Source organism: Rhodococcus sp. 15-2388-1-1a, assembly GCF_002259145.1.
In the GTDB taxonomy this organism is placed as follows: domain Bacteria; phylum Actinomycetota; class Actinomycetes; order Mycobacteriales; family Mycobacteriaceae; genus Rhodococcoides.
The window spans coordinates 59,102-75,069 of record NZ_NPFP01000048.1; the positions used below are offsets into that span (position 1 = coordinate 59,102).

Consider the following 15,968-nt stretch of genomic DNA (forward strand, 5'->3'; position numbering starts at 1 on the left):
GGGAAAGCCGCTCATGCGCTACCACCAACAGATATCCGGAACGGGCTACACGTTCTCCTCGCTGATCGAGGTCATGGCGAAGGCCTCACCTCTGCGTTCCGGTGACGAGCTGGCAGGATGTGCGGCTCATTCGGATGCCGAACGTGCTGCTGCCCAATGGATCCTGGCAGATATTCCGCTGTCGGTGTTTCTCGAGGAACAGCTCGTTCCCTACGAGACCGACGACGTGACGCGCCTGATCGTCGACTCGCACGATCGGACGGCCTTCTCTCCGATCTCCCATCTGACCGTCGGTGGCTTCCGTGATTGGCTGCTCGCAACGGCGGCCACCGGAAACAGCGCAGACACCCTCGCCGCTGTCTCGTCCGGGATCACACCCGAAATGGCAGCTGCCGCATCGAAGCTGATGCGTAATCAGGATCTGATCGCCGTCGCGAAAGCGATGACTGTCACCTCGGCCTTCCGAACCACTATCGGTCTGCCAGGACGAATTGCCACCCGACTACAGCCAAACCATCCGATCGACGATCCACGCGGAATCGCGGCAGCAACGCTGGACGGGCTGCTTCTCGGCTGCGGCGACGCCGTGATCGGCGTCAATCCGGCCACCGACTCGCCGCACGCCACGGCCACGCTCCTGCATCTCCTCGACGACATTCGACTGCGTTTCGACATTCCCGTGCAATCGTGCGTATTGGCCCACGTGACAACAACTATGGACCTGATCGACAAGAACGTTCCGGTGGATCTGATCTTCCAGTCCATCGCAGGCACGCAGGGTGCCAACACGAGTTTCGGAACAACGATCCCGATGCTGCTCGAGGCCGCAGAGGCAGGACGATCGCTCGGGCGAGGAACCGTCGGCGACAACGTCATGTATCTCGAAACAGGTCAAGGATCCGCGCTGTCCGCCAACGCGAATATCGGATCGGGCGGGCTCGCAGTCGATCAGCAAACGCTCGAGACGAGGGCCTACGCGGTAGCGAGAGTGTTGGATCCGTTGCTGGTGAACACGGTGGTCGGCTTCATCGGGCCCGAATACCTGTACGACGGTAAGCAGATCATTCGCGCCGGCCTGGAAGATCACTTCTGCGGCAAGCTCCTCGGCCTCCCGATGGGGGTCGACGTGTGCTACACCAATCACGCGGAAGCCGATTCCGACGACATGGATGTCCTGCTCACCTTGCTCGGAACTGCTGGTGCCGCGTTCGTCATCGCAGTCCCCGGAGCCGACGACGTGATGCTCGGCTATCAGAGTCTGTCGTTCCACGATGCGCTGTACGTCCGGCACGTCCTGGGCCTGAGGCCGGCACCGGAATTCGAGCGCTGGTTGCACACTCTCGGCATGGCCGACGACTCGGGGCGCATCACCCCGATCGATCTCGCAGCCTCGCCGCTCATGGCGCTCACCGATCGATGACGGACCATCGACCGTCCCCAGCGGGCTCGGACACCGACAGCTGGGACCGATTGCGAGCGACGACGACATCACGCATCGGTTTGGGGCGAACGGGTCACGGCCTTCCGACTTCACGATTGTTGGACTTCAACGCTGCTCACTCCGCTGCCCGCGATGCTGTGCACCTCGAGCTCGACGTCGATCGGCTCGCCGACGACATCAGCGAGCTGGGCATCGGCGTTCCGGTGTCCGTTCGTTCTAGGGCCTCGAACCGCAGCGAGTATCTACGTCGACCCGATCTCGGCCGAACACTGCGCTCCTCGGCACATGTCGTCTCGGAGAACAAGGACATCGGCTTCGTACTCGCCGACGGTCTGTCCCCGCGAGCGCTCGGCGAGCACGGCACCGGGCTACTCGAGGCCTTGGTCTCCGAACTGTCGGATCGCCACACCATCGCGGCTCCGGTCATCGCGACTCAGGCGAGAGTTGCACTCGGCGATCACATCGCTGCAGCGTCCGGTGTCCGCACCGTCATCGTGATCATCGGCGAGCGTCCCGGCCTGTCGGTGGTCGACAGCCTCGGCATCTACCTCACTCACCTGCCGTACCCGGGCCGGACCGACGCCGATCGAAACTGCGTGTCCAACATTCACCCTCCGGACGGCCAAAGTTATCTTCGCGCAGCACAGATCACGCGATCGCTGCTGACCGGGGCCCTCGCGCTCGGCCGCTCCGGAGTGGACCTGAAAGACAATTTCACCAGCGAACTCACTGGTTCGGAGACGTACACGATCGAACACACGACGGCCTCGCACCCCTCGCGAGTCCAGTGATGTCTCCTGATCTGCCGCCGCCTCGCGTCGACCATTGGGAGTGGCAGCGCTCTGCCCGATGCCGCTCGATGGCATCGTCCGTGTTCTTCCCTCCAGAAGGGCTACGCGGACCGACATTGCGGTACAGCGAACAGGCGGCCAAGGCTGTCTGCAGTCTGTGTCCCGCACTCACCGAGTGTCGGCGGTACGCCATCGATGTGCAGGAGCCACACGGTATTTGGGGCGGACTGACACCTGCCGAGCGCTCCGCCCTGGCAGAACCGTAGCGGTGCGACGCAGTGTCTCGATCCCGAGACTGCCACCCCGCTTCACTCCGGAACGAGTACGAACCGCTCCAGGACCACCTGAGTGTCGTCGTCGACTTTGAAGTGTGGATCGCCCAGTTCCGCGCGAACCTCGGTCGAGTGCCAGAATCTTTCGTGTCCGGCCCGCCACTGCGCCACATCGGCGTAACCCTCACCCTCGTCGAGGGCATGCTGTAGTGAAACATCCTTCAGCGCAACGACATCGACGGCCTGGGTTTCTATGATCCCCACCGTCAGTCCCGCCGAATCCACCACCGCGCCACGTTCACCGACTCTCGGCATCTCCTCGTCGGCGTACTGGACCAACAGACTGGCCGTGGTGGTCTTGGCACCGGTCAGGACGGCCGCAACCAAGGCGTCCCGTAAGGGCCCGGGGTAAGCGAATTCGACAATCGGTAGATCGGTCACGCACCCATCATATTTCGAGGTCGACCCACACCAGTCGGTGGTCCGACGGGTGCTCGGTGCCCGAAGGCCAGTACACCTGCGAATCGATCACCGTCAGATCGTCCGAGGGCAACACGTAGTCCACGCGCAGGTCGCCCGGCGTCGGGTCGGCGAAATCGGCTGTGTCCGTGCCGTGATCGGCCGAGGTGGGTGCAGGATCCTGAACCCGCGGAAGGTCGAGAACCTGCGCGATGGCACCGGCCACCGAATCGCCGTCCACCGGATCGCTGTTCTGATCGCCCAGCATGACGAACGATGCTCCGTCCTCCAGCCCGCCGCGTACACCGTTGTCGTCGTAGAGGTAGTCCGCACCCGAGATGTAATCGGCGCTGAGCCGGATCTCGTCGTGGTTGCGTTTGCCGTTGCGGTCCTCGGGACCATCGAAAGACGGGGGAGTGGGGTGTGACGTCAACACGTGCAGGGTCGTGCCGTTCACGTCGATCGGCACGTCCCAATGCGATTTGCTGGACAGTCGAAGCGCGTCGGACACGTCGCCGTAGTAGTCACGCGGCAGCAGGGAATCCGGCATGTCCTTCCACAGGAAGTTCTGGAACGTACGTACCGAATCGGTGGCGATCGGGAACTTCGAGTACACGACCATCCCGTACTGGCCCGGGAACTGACCGAATCCCCACGCATCACCCGGGCCGCCGAGTGTGCCGTCCCGGTCCAGGTCGAGTCCCGAATCGACGCCCGTGTTCACCGGCGCAGTGAAGGAGTGCGGATACTGTCCGTCGAGATAGTTGTCGTTGAAGAGAGTCACCGCATCCTGGCCCGAGTAGTCGAACTCGTTGACCAGCAACACATCCGGTGAGTTCGCGGCAATCACATCGGCAACCGCGCGGGCCTGTGCGTCCTCGCCCTGCAGGTCGGTCACCAGCTGCCCGGCCACCGGCCGATTGAGGCTGGCATTGAACGTTGCCACGCGTACCGGCGTCGTAACGGCTTCGAGTCGGTCTGCATCAGGGTCGGACGAGGAGCAACCGGAGGCCATGACGGCGAGGGTAACGGTGACGGCCACGAGTCTCGACATTCTCACGGTCGTCACCGTAGAGACGGCAAGCGAACGCCAGGTTACGGATTAACAAGCAAGCGTGCTTGCTTTTTTCGAGACCTCCTGTGAAGCTGGGCTCATGGCAGACCTCGACACTCTGGTCGACGACCTCCGCGCCGAGGGCAACGACCTCGATGCACTCGTGGCCGAGTTGACCCCGGACCAGTGGGCGACACCGACACCGGCCGCGGGCTGGACCGTCGCGCACCAGATCGCACACCTTTCCTGGACCGATCACGTCGCGGAGCGGACCACGTCCGGCGCATCAGGCGATATCGAGGCCAAGGAAGAGTTCGCTCTCACTCTGAAGAAGGCGTGGGAGAACCCCACGGGCTTCGTCGACGAGGCCGCCGAGGACGAATCTCGCAACCCGAACCTCCTGAGTGAATGGCGAACCCGACGCACCGCCATGACGGACGCGCTGATGCAGGTGCCGTCCGGGATCAAGATCGACTGGTTCGGACCCCCGATGAGTGCGGCGTCCATGGCCACGGCGCGTCTGATGGAGACCTGGGCGCACGGTCAGGATGTCGCCGACGCGGTTGGCGTCACCCGCGTTCCCACCGACCGAATCCGCGGAGTCGCTCATATCGGCGTCCGCACAAGGGATTTCGCCTATGCTGTCAACGAGCAGGCTCCGCCGACCGAACCGTTTCGCGTCGAGCTCACCGCGCCGTCGGGAGAGCTCTGGACCTGGGGACCCGAGGACGCCGCCCAACGTGTGAGCGGTCCGGCGCTGGACTTCTGCCTTCTCGTCACCCAGCGCGCTCACCGCGACGACCTCGGCATTGCGGCCGACGGAACCGACGCCGCGCACTGGCTCACCATCGCCCAAGCCTTCGCAGGCCCTCCGGGGGTCGGACGGACACAGTCAGGACGAGAGCAAGCATGACCGTACGAATCGGAAACTGTTCGGGCTTCTACGGAGACCGCCTCTCCGCCATGCGAGAAATGCTCGAGGGTGGCGAACTCGATTACCTCACGGGTGACTACCTGGCCGAGCTGACGATGCTCATTCTCGGTCGCGATCGAATGAAGGACGCGACCCGTGGCTACGCCAAGACCTTTCTGCGGCAGGCCGAGGATTGCCTGGGGTTGGCACTGGACAAAGGTGTCAAGATCGTCGCCAACGCAGGCGGACTCAATCCCCGAGGCCTGGCCGAGGCACTGGAGAAGCTGGACTCCGGCGCGAAGATCGCGTACGTCGACGGTGACGACCTCCTCGGCCGAGCCACCGAACTCGGTCTCGGCAGCCCGCTGACCGCAAATGCCTACCTCGGAGCGTGGGGCATCGTCGAATGCCTGAACTCCGGGGCCGATGTCGTGGTCACCGGTCGCGTCACCGACGCCAGTGTCATCGTCGGGCCTGCCGCAGCCCACTTCGGTTGGACGCCGACCGATTACGACGCGTTGGCCGGGGCCGTGATCGCCGGACATGTCATCGAATGCGGAACGCAGGCGACGGGTGGCAACTACTCGTTCTTCACCGAGATCGCAGACATGTCTCGTCCCGGATTCCCCATCGCCGAGATCGAGTCCGACGGTTCGTCCGTCATCACCAAGCACGAGGGCACCGGTGGGGCTGTCAGCGTCGGCACCGTGACCGCTCAGCTGCTGTACGAAATCACCGGCGGGCGATATGCGAACCCCGACGTCACCGCGAGAATCGACACGGCGATCCTGGCGCAGGAGTCCAGTGATCGGGTGTCCATCACCGGCGTTACGGGGGAAGCCCCACCGCCCACCTACAAGGTCTCGCTCAACGCACTCGGCGGGTTCCGCAACGAATTCACGATGGTGCTCACCGGACTCGATATCGAGGCCAAAGCGGCACTGGCGCAACGGCAGTTCGAGTCCTGGCTCACGGCTCGTCCCGCCGAGCTCGACTGGACCCTGGTGCGCACCGACAAGCCGGATGCCGAGACGGAGGAGACGGCCAGCGCCCTGCTGCGCTGTGTTGCCCGCGACAGCAACCCCGACGCTGTCGGACGTCAGTTCTCGGCCGTGGCAGTCGAACTCGCACTGGCCAGTTATCCCGGATTCTCGGTGACCGCGCCCCCTGGAAACGGAGCGCCCTACGGAGTGTTCACGGCAGGTTTTGTCGACGCGGCCGAGGTGCCACACGTCGCGCACCAGGCCGACGGGACCGAATGTGCCGTAGCTCCGTCGCAGCAGACGCAGGTACTGGAACCCGTGAAAGAACCGGTGCTGCCTGCACCCAGAGCACCCGAAGCGACCATCCGGCTTCCACTCGGAACCATCGCCGCGGCCCGTAGCGGCGACAAGGGCGGCAACGCCAACGTCGGAGTCTGGGTTCGCACCGACGACGAATTCTCGTGGCTCGTGCACACATTGACGGTCGAGACTCTGAAACAGATGCTGCCCGAGGCAGAGCCGCTGACCGTCACCCGCCACGTACTGCCCAATCTACGGGCCCTGAATTTCGTCATCGAGGGCATCCTCGGTCAAGGCGTCGCCTCGCAGGCCCGATTCGATCCACAGGCCAAGGGACTCGGTGAATGGCTGCGGTCGCGGCACATCGACATCCCCGAAACGCTTGCCTACAAGGGAGAACTCGTATGAACATCTGGACGACGCCCGAGCGTCAGCAGCTGCGCAAGACCGTCCGCAGTTTCGTGGAGCAGGACATCGCGCCGCACATGAATCAGTGGGAGACCGACGGAGAGATTCCGCGCGACCTGCACAAGAAGGCAGCCGCTCTGGGACTGATCGGAGCAGGCTTCCCCGAGGACGTCGGCGGCGACGGTGGAGATCTGGCCGACGCGGTCGTGATCTGCGAGGAGATGCATCAGGCCGGTGCGTCCGGTGGACTGTTCGCATCGCTGTTCACCAGCGGAATTGCGTTGCCGCACTTGGTGGCAGCGGGCGACGCCGATCAGATCGAGAAGTGGGTGCGGCCCACGCTGGCCGGGGAGAAGATCGGATCGCTCGCGATCACCGAGCCGGGCGGTGGTTCGGACGTCGGCCACCTCAGGACGAAGGCCGTCCGAGACGGCGAGCACTACGTCGTCAACGGATCCAAGACGTACATCACCTCCGGATGCCGAGCCGATTTCATCGTCACCGCGGTCCGCACCGGCGGCGAGGGTGCAGCCGGTGTCTCGTTGCTCGTCATCGAGAAGGGCACGCCCGGGTTCGAGGTCACCAGCAAGCTCGACAAGATGGGCTGGCGCGCATCCGATACCGCCGAGCTCTCGTTCGTCGACGCCCGCGTCCCGGTTGCCAACCTCGTCGGTGCCGAGAACAGCGGCTTCGCGCAGATCGCGCAGGCGTTTCTCACCGAGCGCATCGCCCTCGCCGCGCAGGCCTACGCCAGCGCGCAGCGGTGCCTCGATCTGACGCTGCAGTGGGTCCGCGATCGTGAGACCTTCGGAAAGCCGCTCATCGCACGGCAATCCGTACAGAACACCGTGACCGAGATGGCGCGCAAGATCGACATCGCCCGCGTCTACACCCGCTCCCTCGTCGAGCGATCGCTCGAATCGAACGAGGACTTCATCGCCGAGGTCTGCTTCGCGAAGAACACGGCCGTCGAGTCCGGAGAGTGGGTCGCCAATCAAGCGGTGCAGCTCTTCGGCGGGCTCGGGTACATGCGCGAGAGCGAGGTCGAGCGGCAGTACCGCGATATGCGCATCCTCGGTATCGGCGGCGGGACGACCGAGATCCTCACCGGACTGGCAGCAAAACGATTGGGGTATCAGGCATGAGCGTGCTGAAGTCCACCCTCGACACCGCGTCGGAACAGTATTCCGGTGCCACCGAGGCCATGCACACCAAGCTGGCCGAGATCGACGCCGAGCATTCGAAGGCTCTGCTCGGTGGCGGTCAGAAGTACGTCGAGCGACACAAGAAGCGCGGCAAGCTGCTCGCCCGCGAACGCATCGAGCTGCTGATCGACGAGGACTCCGCGTTTCTCGAACTGTGCCCACTCGCGGCCTGGGGCAGCGACTTTCCCGTCGGAGGCAGCACCGTCATGGGTATCGGCGTGGTGTGCGGCGTCGAATGCCTCATCGTGGCCAACGACCCGACGGTCCGCGGCGGGGCGAGCAACCCGTGGACCCTCAAGAAGGGTTTCCGCGGCAACGACATCGCCACGCAGAACCGGCTTCCGGTCATCTCACTCGTCGAGTCCGGTGGAGCCGATCTGCCGACGCAGAAGGAGGTGTTCATCCCCGGTGGTCGCATGTTCCGTGATCTGACGCAGCTCTCGGCGGCCGGCATCCCCACAATTGCCCTGGTGTTCGGTAACTCCACCGCCGGCGGCGCATACATACCCGGCATGTCCGATCACGTCGTCATGGTCAAGGAACGTTCCAAGGTGTTTCTCGCCGGCCCACCGCTGGTCAAGATGGCCACCGGCGAGGACTCGGACGACGAATCGCTCGGCGGTGCCGAGATGCACGCCCGAAAGTCCGGTCTCGCAGACTACTTCGCTGTCGACGAGCAGGACGCCATCCGCATCGGGCGCAGCATCGTCTCCCGTTTGAACTGGAAGAAGAAGGGCCCCGAGCCGCGCGCAGAGGTCATCGAGCCGTTGGCCGACCCCGAGGACCTGCTCGGCATCGTCCCCACGGATCTGAAGATCCCGTTCGACCCACGCGAGGTCATCGCCCGCATCGTCGACGGTTCCGATTTCGACGAGTTCAAGCCCATGTACGGCGGATCGCTCGTCACCGGCTGGGCCGAGCTGCACGGATATCCGATCGGCATTCTGGCCAACGCCCGCGGTGTGCTTTTCAGCGAGGAATCACAGAAGGCGACGCAGTTCATTCAGCTCGCCAATCGCTCGAACACCCCACTTCTGTTCCTGCACAACACCACCGGATACATGGTCGGCAAGGAGTACGAGGAGGGCGGCATGATCAAACACGGTTCGATGATGATCAATGCCGTGTCCAACTCCACGGTGCCGCACATCTCCATTCTGCTCGGTGCGTCCTACGGAGCCGGTCACTACGGCATGTGCGGACGCGCATTCGATCCGCGATTCCTCTTCGCCTGGCCGTCCAGCAAGTCCGCCGTCATGGGCGGCGCGCAGCTCGCCGGTGTCATCTCCATCGTCGGACGCGCCGCTGCCGAAGCTCGTGGACAAGCCTTCGACGCCGAAGCCGATGCCGGCATGCGCGCGATGATCGAAGGCCAGATCGAGGCCGAGTCGATGCCGATGTTCCTCTCCGGACGCCTCTACGACGACGGCGTCATCGACCCCCGTGATACCCGCACGGTGGTGGGAATGTGCCTGTCGGCCATCGCCACCGCCCCGATCGAAGGCACCGCCAACTTCGGTGTCTTCCGGATGTGAAGCCATGACCGTAACGTCCGTCCTCGTAGCCAACCGCGGCGAGATTGCACGCCGCGTCTTCACTACCTGCCGCGCCGAAGGCATCGACACCGTCGCGGTGTTCTCCGACGCCGACGTGAACTCCCCGCACGTGCGTGAGGCCGACTCGGCAGTGCGGCTGCCCGGAAACAGTTCGGCCGAGACGTACCTGCGCGGCGAGCTCGTCATCGCGGCAGCCGCGGCCGCCGGAGCCGACGCCGTGCATCCGGGATACGGATTCCTCTCCGAGAACGCTGATTTCGCGCAGCAGGTGCAGAACGCCGGCCTGACGTGGATCGGGCCACCCGTCAAGGCCATCGAACTGATGGGCTCGAAGGTCGAGTCCAAGAAGATGATGGCCGACGCCGGAGTGCCGGTGCTGACCCAGCTCGATCCCGAGTCGGTCACCGAGAACGAGCTTCCGGTGCTGATCAAGGCGTCCGCGGGCGGCGGCGGGCGCGGCATGCGCATCGTGCGCAACCTCGAGAACCTGGAGTCGGAGCTCGAAGCAGCCGGGCGCGAGGCACTCTCGGCATTCGGCGACGGAACGGTGTTCGTCGAGCGGTACATCGAGACCGGTCGGCACATCGAAGTACAGGTCATGGCAGACAGATTCGGCACGGTGTGGACGGTGGGCGAGCGCGAGTGCTCGATCCAACGCAGACACCAGAAGGTCGTCGAGGAAGCACCGTCGCCGCTCGTCGAACGCATCGACGGCATGCGCGAGAAGCTCTTCCATGCGGCGACGCTGGCCACCGAGGCCATCGGCTACGAGGGTGCGGGCACCGTCGAATTCCTCGCCGACGAGAAGGGCAACTTCTTCTTTCTCGAGATGAACACGCGTCTGCAGGTGGAGCACCCGGTCACCGAGTGCACGACCGGACTCGACCTGGTGGCGTTGCAGATCAGGGTCGCCGCGGGGGAGCGGTTGCCCGCCGAGCAGCCGAAGACGCGTGGCCACTCCATCGAAGTTCGCCTCTACGCGGAGGATCCGGCCCAGGACTGGCAGCCGCAGAGCGGTGCCGTACACCGGTTCGAGATACCCGGTGTCCAGTTCGAGGTGCTGGACAGAGCGGGAATCAGAGTCGATTCCGGCGTCGAGACCGGCAGTGTGGTGGGAACTCACTACGACCCGATGCTCGCGAAGGTCATCTCGTTCGCGCCGACGCGGGATCAGGCTGCGAATCTACTGGCGAAAGCGTTGCAGAAGGCCACCGTTCACGGCCTGAAGACCAACCGCGATCTGCTGGTCAACATCCTGCGGCATCCGGCATTCCTGGCCGGGGATACCGACACCGCCTTCTTCGACAGGCACGGGCTCGATGTCCTGGCTCAGCCGATCGCACATGGCCGGGCCGAGGAACTGTCGGCTCTCGCGGCAGCGTTGGCGGACGCGGCGAGCAACGTCGCGCGAGCGCGGGTGAACCGGGGACTGCCCGGTGGCTGGCGCAATCTTCGGTCCCAACCGCAGCGCAAGACGTACAACGACATCACCGTCGAATATTCGATCGGACGCAGCGGACTCACCTCCTCGGTGGAGGGCGTCGAACTCGAGGGCGTCGAACTCGTCGTGCACACGCCGACCTCGGTGACGCTCGACGACAACGGAATTCGTCGTATCTTTCAAGTGAGCAGCTACGGATCGGACGTGTTCGTCGATTCTGCACTCGGTCCGGTCAGGTTGATCAAGGCCCCGCGGTTCACCGACCCCACCGACGAGGTCGCGGCCGGTTCGTTGCTCGCACCGATGCCCGGCAGTGTCATCAGAATCGCTGCTGCGCAGGGCGATACCGTCACCGCCGGTCAGCCGATCCTGTGGCTGGAGGCGATGAAGATGGAACACACGGTCACCGCACCCGCGGACGGTGTGCTCACCGAATTGAACGTAGTGGAAGGTCAGCAAGTCGAAGTCGGCGCAGTTCTGGCCGTGGTCACCGAAAAGGGAGTGGAGCAAGTATGAGTTTCATCGAAACCGAAGAGCAGAAGGGTCTGCGCAACGCAGTCTCGTCACTCGGCAAGCGCTACAACTACATCGACTACGTCCTGCCGAAGGCGCGCAAGGGTGAGCCGCTGACCGAACTGTGGAACGAGGCGGGCAAGCTCGGCTTCCTCGGCGTCAACCTGCCCGAGGAGTACGGCGGCGGTGGCGCAGGCATCTACGAACTCGCGCTCGTGCAGGAGGAGTTGGCCGCGCATGGTGCCGGTCTGCTGCTGGTCGTCGTCAGCCCGGCCATCTGCGGCACCATCATCGGCAAGTACGGCACACCGGATCAGAAGCAGGAGTGGCTCACCGCTCTCGCCGACGGTTCCAAGATCATGGTCTTCGGGATCACCGAACCCGACGCCGGATCCAACTCGCACCAGATCACCACCACGGCGCGTCGTGACGGTGACGAATGGATTCTCAAGGGCAACAAGATCTACATCTCCGGCGTGGATCAGGCCGATGCGGTTCTGATCGTCGCACGCACCGAGGATTCCAAGACCGGCAAGCTCAAGCCGGCCCTGTTCATCGTGCCCACGGACGCTCCCGGTCTGCAGAAGACGCAGATGGAGATGGACATCGTCGAGCCCGATCATCAGTTCGTGCTGTTCCTCGACGACGTCAGGCTCCCCGCCGAGGCGCTCGTCGGTGAGGCCGACGCCGCCCTGATGCAGCTGTTCGCAGGCCTGAACCCCGAACGCATTCTCGGTGCCGCGATGGCTGTCGGTATGGGTCGGTACGCCATCGATGCAGCGGTGAAGTACGCCAAGGAACGCACCGTATGGAAGACGCCGATCGGGGCTCACCAGGGTCTCTCTCATCCGTTGGCGCAGTGCAAGATCGAACTCGAGCTCGCCAAGCTGATGATGCAGAAGGCCGCCGTGCTCTACGACTCCGGCGACGACTTCGGCGCTGCCGAGGCGGCGAACATGGCCAAATACGCTGCCGCCGAGGCCAGCATCAAGGCGCTCGATCAGGCGATCCAAACCCACGGTGGTGCCGGGTTGAGCAGTGAGTACGGCTTGGCTGCGATGCTCGGGGCCGCCCGTATCGCACGCGTTGCACCGGTGAGTCGGGAGATGATTCTCAACTTCGTGAGCCAGCACTCGCTCGGACTGCCGAGAAGCTACTGATGGCCGTTCTCGTCGAGTCGAGCAACAGCACAGCATATTTGACGTTGGATTCGCCGCAGAACCGGAACGCGCTGTCCTCGGTGTTGGTCGAAGAGCTGACCGCGGGCCTGATCGCTGCTGCACATGACGACGACGTCAGAACGATCGTGCTCGGCCACACCGGCACGACGTTCTGTGCCGGAGCCGACCTCCGCGAAGCCGGAGCATCACCGGAACTGCGCACCCGGCAGATGCTCGATTTGATGCGGTTGATCATCGACACCCCGAAACCCGTCGTCGTGCAGATCGACGGACATGTGCGGGCAGGAGGGATGGGGCTCGTCGCGGCGTGCGACGTCGCGGTCGCCGGACCCGAGAGTTCGTTCGCGTTGACGGAGGTACGCCTCGGCCTCGCCGCGTCGGTCATCTCGGTGGCCGTGCTGCCGCGGCTGACGTCTCGCGCGGCGAGTCGCTATTTCCTCACCGGGGAGACGTTCGACGGTGCCACGGCCGAGGCGATCGGTCTGGTCACCGTGGCCGAAGCCGTCCCCGCGGCCGCGGTGGCCGACTACATGATCATGTTCAGGAAGTGTTCGCCGCAGGGCCTGGCCGAGTCGAAACGCCTCACCACGGCCGCGATCAGGCGCGAGATGGACGAGCGCGGGACTGCCGTCGCCGAGCAATCGGCCAGGTTGTTTGCGTCCGACGAGGCCCGAGAGGGGATGATGTCCTTTCTGGAGAAGAGGCCCCCGTCCTGGGCGGCCGAGAAGTAGAGCGGCCGAGAAGCAGGTCGGCAGAGCGTCGGTAGTAGGGAGTATGGCGATGGTGATGGCGCGCGAACCCAAGCAGGACCGCAGCAGGGTGACGCGTCAGCGACTGCTGGAGGCGACGATCGATTCGCTCGCCGAGCAGGGCTGGGTTGCAACGACGGTCGGCGTGGTCGCCGAACGTGCAGGCGTCTCCCGCGGCGCGACCCAGCATCATTTCCCGACGCGTGAGGATCTGATCACCGGAGCGCTCGAGTACATGTTCGACACTCGGATGGACAGCGCTCGCCGCGAGGCGCAGGAGATTCCGGCGGGCCCGGGCCGGACGAAACTGGTGGTGGAACGGCTCGTCGAGTACTACACCGGGCCGATGTTCAAAGCGGCACTTCAGGTCTGGACAGCGGCCTCGGCCGATCCCGAGTTGCGCGATCGGATCGTCCCACTCGAAGAACGGTTCGGTCGTCGTGCCCACAAGATGGCCGTCGAGAACCTCGGTGTCGACGACAACGATCCCGTCACCCACCGTCTCGTTCAGGCAACCCTCGACCTCGCCCGCGGTCTGGGTCTGGCCGATGTGCTCACCGACGACGCACGACGGCGTGCCGAGGTCGTGCGGTCGTGGGCAGAGGTATTGGATGCGTCGTTGAACGCGCGGCTGTCCGCGGCAGGAGCGGGAGTGCAGTAGAGAGCCGCACGATCTGCAGTTCCGATCGACCTGTGCTTGAGTCTGGCGGGTGACTTCCGAAATCGCACGCGTGCACCGCGGCCACATCTTTCACGTCGCAGGCTCGCCCACCGTGGTGGACGCCGCCGCCGCGCTGGTGTCGATTCCCGACGGTGCCCTCGTGGTCGGCGACGACGGCATCATCGAGTTCTGTGGTGAGTTCGACTCGCTCCCAACCGAATTCGCGCAGCATGCGGTTGCCGACCATCGGCCCGGGTTCCTACTGCCGGGATTCGTCGACACGCACATTCACTTCCCACAGACCTACGCCGGGGATTCCTATGGCGGCGGGCAACTCCTCGAGTGGCTGAACACGTGCATCTTTCCGTCCGAGTCGCGCTTCGCCGATCCCGAGTTCGCTGCCGCTGCGGCCGGAGACTTCTGCGCCGCGCGGATCCGAGCCGGAACCACGCAGGCGATGGTGTTCGGATCGGCGTTCCCGCATGCGCAGGACTCGCTGTTCTCCGAGACCGAGAAGCACGGGCTGCGCATCGTCAGTGGCCGCGGGGTCCAGACCACCGGCCCGGCGTCGGCGCAGGCCCTGATCACCGGTGAGGACGAGGCCATCCGGCTGGTGTCCGAGGAGATCGAGAAGTGGCACGCAGCCGACACCGGCGATGTCGACACGGCAAAGCTGCACGTGGCCGTCGTACCGCGGTTCTCGCTCTCGGTCACGACGGAGACGCTGAAGAACCTCGGCGAGCTCTACGATTCCGTCCGCACGCGAGGTGTCTACTTCCACACACACCTCAACGAGAACAACCGGCCGGGAACCGGCGAGATCGACGCCACCAAGAACGCTTACGGGGTGCAGACGTACCTCGACACCTACGACGGCAAGTTCCTGCCGGGCTCGCAGGTCGGTGGGAAGAGCTTCCTGGGGCGGCGCACCATCCTGGCGCACGCGGTGCACTGTCAGGACGTCGAACTCGCGCGAATGGCAGAGACCGGCACGTCCATCGCGCACTGTCCCACCTCGCAACAGTTCCTGGGCTCGGGCACCATGCCGTGGCTGCGGACCGTTGCCGCGGGGGTGAACATCGCCATCGGGTCGGACTTCGGCGGCGGTGACGAATGGTTGCTGCCGCAGGTCCTCGCCGACGCGTTCAAGGTGCACATCTCCGAGGCCGGTGACGCCGGACTGTCCCTGCATCCCGCCGAGCTGCTGTTCGCCGGAACCCTCGCCGGGGCCCGTGCGCTGGACATGGAGAACCGAATCGGCAACTTCGACGCGGGCAAGGAAGCCGACTTCGTCGTGGTCGATCCGTCCGCATGGCCGCAGCTCGCGGCAGCAGTCGACCACGGCGTCCGTGCCGACGACCCCGAGCTGGCCCGCGACCAGACCCTGTTCGCTCTGCTGATGGCGATGCGCGAGCCCGCCATCGTCGGCGTCTACGTCCAGGGCCGGAAGCTCGCCGCTTCGCGGTAACGTATGGCGACTCGCTTCCAAAGGATCAGGAGACACACAGGTATGGCTCGTCGGACTCGATTCGGTCTACTCGCAGCTGCATTCGCGGCTGTGGGCACCATGGCCCTCGCGCCGGTCGCACAGGCCCAACCGCCTGCCGATGCACCGCCTGCACCCACCGAGAACGCGCCTGCACCCCCGCCGGGACCGGTTCCCGTCCCCGTTCTGCAGATCCCCAACCTCGGAGTCACTGTCGGCGGGCTCGTCGTGCCGGATCAGTGGATCGGGACGATCGAGGTAGCCAGCACCGAGACGCCGGGACTGACCAACATCTGGGGCCGCGCCGCCGAGCCGCGGATCTGCACGTCCTATCAGAACTTCGCCAGCCTGCAGGTCGATTTCGTCAACATCGCCAACGGACGCACCGGCTCGGTGAACGCACCGATCTGCCAGCAGGGAAACGGCGTGTTCGAGCCCTCCGGACCGGTCGTCGCCGATACCGGCAGCGGACCGGTCCTGTTCACCGCACACGTCCTCGCCTACGGCATTCTGTTCGACATTCCGGGCGTCGGCGGATTCTCGGCCCCGTAGCTG

15 protein-coding genes are annotated in these 15,968 nt (G+C 64.8%); 13 read left to right on the forward strand and 2 right to left on the reverse strand.

All coding sequences use genetic code 11. The features are described 5' to 3' along the window. Positions 1–13: 13 nt before the first annotated feature. From CH302_RS26835 to CH302_RS26845, 3 genes are read left to right on the forward strand one after another with little or no spacing between them, the layout of a single operon-like run. Complete coding sequence (locus CH302_RS26835; protein WP_037191640.1) at positions 14–1,420, forward strand: ethanolamine ammonia-lyase subunit EutB; 1,407 nt, start codon at positions 14–16, stop codon at positions 1,418–1,420. Then, complete coding sequence (eutC, locus tag CH302_RS26840; protein WP_052047728.1) at positions 1,417–2,232, forward strand: ethanolamine ammonia-lyase subunit EutC; 816 nt, start codon at positions 1,417–1,419, stop codon at positions 2,230–2,232. The genes CH302_RS26835 and eutC overlap by 4 nt, the downstream gene beginning before the upstream one ends. Next, entirely contained in the window at positions 2,232–2,498 is a 267-nt protein-coding gene (locus tag CH302_RS26845; RefSeq protein ID WP_037191642.1) for a WhiB family transcriptional regulator, read from the forward strand. The genes eutC and CH302_RS26845 overlap by 1 nt, the downstream gene beginning before the upstream one ends. Positions 2,499–2,540: 42 nt before the next feature. Here CH302_RS26845 and CH302_RS26850 read toward each other — a convergent pair whose 3' ends face one another. After that, positions 2,541–2,945 (reverse strand): ASCH domain-containing protein, encoded by a 405-nt coding sequence (locus CH302_RS26850; RefSeq protein WP_037191338.1) that lies wholly within the window; start codon positions 2,943–2,945, stop codon positions 2,541–2,543. 7 nt (positions 2,946–2,952) lie between these two features. Beyond that, positions 2,953–4,017, reverse strand: coding sequence for an endonuclease/exonuclease/phosphatase family protein (locus CH302_RS26855; protein WP_094650146.1), 1,065 nt, complete (start codon positions 4,015–4,017; stop codon positions 2,953–2,955). Between the two features lie 100 nt (positions 4,018–4,117). Between CH302_RS26855 and CH302_RS26860 the strand changes: the two genes are divergently transcribed. From CH302_RS26860 to CH302_RS30330, 10 genes are all read left to right on the forward strand, one after another. After that, complete coding sequence (locus CH302_RS26860) at positions 4,118–4,930, forward strand: TIGR03084 family metal-binding protein (protein ID WP_037191339.1); 813 nt, start codon at positions 4,118–4,120, stop codon at positions 4,928–4,930. After that, on the forward strand, positions 4,927–6,621 hold the full coding sequence (locus CH302_RS26865; protein ID WP_037191340.1) for an acyclic terpene utilization AtuA family protein: 1,695 nt from the start codon (positions 4,927–4,929) through the stop codon (positions 6,619–6,621). The genes CH302_RS26860 and CH302_RS26865 overlap by 4 nt, the downstream gene beginning before the upstream one ends. Further along, positions 6,618–7,766 carry an acyl-CoA dehydrogenase family protein gene (locus tag CH302_RS26870; protein WP_037191348.1) on the forward strand — a complete coding sequence of 383 codons (1,149 nt, stop codon included), beginning with the start codon at positions 6,618–6,620 and terminating at the stop codon, positions 7,764–7,766. The genes CH302_RS26865 and CH302_RS26870 overlap by 4 nt, the downstream gene beginning before the upstream one ends. Further along, positions 7,763–9,361, forward strand: a complete 1,599-nt coding sequence (locus CH302_RS26875) for an acyl-CoA carboxylase subunit beta (protein ID WP_037191350.1) — start codon at positions 7,763–7,765, stop codon at positions 9,359–9,361. Before CH302_RS26870 ends, CH302_RS26875 begins: the two co-directional genes overlap by 4 nt. 4 nt (positions 9,362–9,365) lie before the next feature. Next, on the forward strand, positions 9,366–11,339 hold the full coding sequence (locus CH302_RS26880; protein WP_037191351.1) for an acetyl/propionyl/methylcrotonyl-CoA carboxylase subunit alpha: 1,974 nt from the start codon (positions 9,366–9,368) through the stop codon (positions 11,337–11,339). After that, positions 11,336–12,496: an acyl-CoA dehydrogenase family protein gene (locus tag CH302_RS26885; RefSeq protein ID WP_037191352.1), complete on the forward strand. Its 1,161-nt coding sequence runs from the start codon at positions 11,336–11,338 to the stop codon at positions 12,494–12,496. The genes CH302_RS26880 and CH302_RS26885 overlap by 4 nt, the downstream gene beginning before the upstream one ends. Further along, positions 12,496–13,248: an enoyl-CoA hydratase family protein gene (locus CH302_RS26890; RefSeq protein ID WP_037191353.1), complete on the forward strand. Its 753-nt coding sequence runs from the start codon at positions 12,496–12,498 to the stop codon at positions 13,246–13,248. Before CH302_RS26885 ends, CH302_RS26890 begins: the two co-directional genes overlap by 1 nt. Before the next feature lie 55 nt (positions 13,249–13,303). Next, on the forward strand, positions 13,304–13,927 hold the full coding sequence (locus CH302_RS26895) for a TetR/AcrR family transcriptional regulator (RefSeq protein WP_037191644.1): 624 nt from the start codon (positions 13,304–13,306) through the stop codon (positions 13,925–13,927). A 61-nt stretch (positions 13,928–13,988) separates the two neighbouring features. Continuing rightward, positions 13,989–15,395 (forward strand): guanine deaminase, encoded by a 1,407-nt coding sequence (locus CH302_RS26900; RefSeq protein WP_052047744.1) that lies wholly within the window; start codon positions 13,989–13,991, stop codon positions 15,393–15,395. A 42-nt stretch (positions 15,396–15,437) separates the two neighbouring features. After that, positions 15,438–15,965 (forward strand): hypothetical protein, encoded by a 528-nt coding sequence (locus CH302_RS30330; RefSeq protein WP_094633930.1) that lies wholly within the window; start codon positions 15,438–15,440, stop codon positions 15,963–15,965. Positions 15,966–15,968: the final 3 nt, after the last annotated feature.

Coding starts and splice junctions, on each gene's coding strand:
- CH302_RS26895 (WP_037191644.1), top strand. CDS start 13,304: ATGGCGCGCGAACCCAAGCAGGACCGCAGCAGGGTGACGCGTCAGCGA.
- CH302_RS26855 (WP_094650146.1), bottom strand. CDS start 4,017: ATGTCGAGACTCGTGGCCGTCACCGTTACCCTCGCCGTCATGGCCTCC.
- CH302_RS26845 (WP_037191642.1), top strand. CDS start 2,232: ATGTCTCCTGATCTGCCGCCGCCTCGCGTCGACCATTGGGAGTGGCAG.
- eutC (WP_052047728.1), top strand. CDS start 1,417: ATGACGGACCATCGACCGTCCCCAGCGGGCTCGGACACCGACAGCTGG.
- CH302_RS26860 (WP_037191339.1), top strand. CDS start 4,118: ATGGCAGACCTCGACACTCTGGTCGACGACCTCCGCGCCGAGGGCAAC.
- CH302_RS26890 (WP_037191353.1), top strand. CDS start 12,496: ATGGCCGTTCTCGTCGAGTCGAGCAACAGCACAGCATATTTGACGTTG.
- CH302_RS26885 (WP_037191352.1), top strand. CDS start 11,336: ATGAGTTTCATCGAAACCGAAGAGCAGAAGGGTCTGCGCAACGCAGTC.
- CH302_RS26835 (WP_037191640.1), top strand. CDS start 14: ATGCGCTACCACCAACAGATATCCGGAACGGGCTACACGTTCTCCTCG.
- CH302_RS26870 (WP_037191348.1), top strand. CDS start 6,618: ATGAACATCTGGACGACGCCCGAGCGTCAGCAGCTGCGCAAGACCGTC.
- CH302_RS26880 (WP_037191351.1), top strand. CDS start 9,366: ATGACCGTAACGTCCGTCCTCGTAGCCAACCGCGGCGAGATTGCACGC.
- CH302_RS26875 (WP_037191350.1), top strand. CDS start 7,763: ATGAGCGTGCTGAAGTCCACCCTCGACACCGCGTCGGAACAGTATTCC.
- CH302_RS30330 (WP_094633930.1), top strand. CDS start 15,438: ATGGCTCGTCGGACTCGATTCGGTCTACTCGCAGCTGCATTCGCGGCT.
- CH302_RS26865 (WP_037191340.1), top strand. CDS start 4,927: ATGACCGTACGAATCGGAAACTGTTCGGGCTTCTACGGAGACCGCCTC.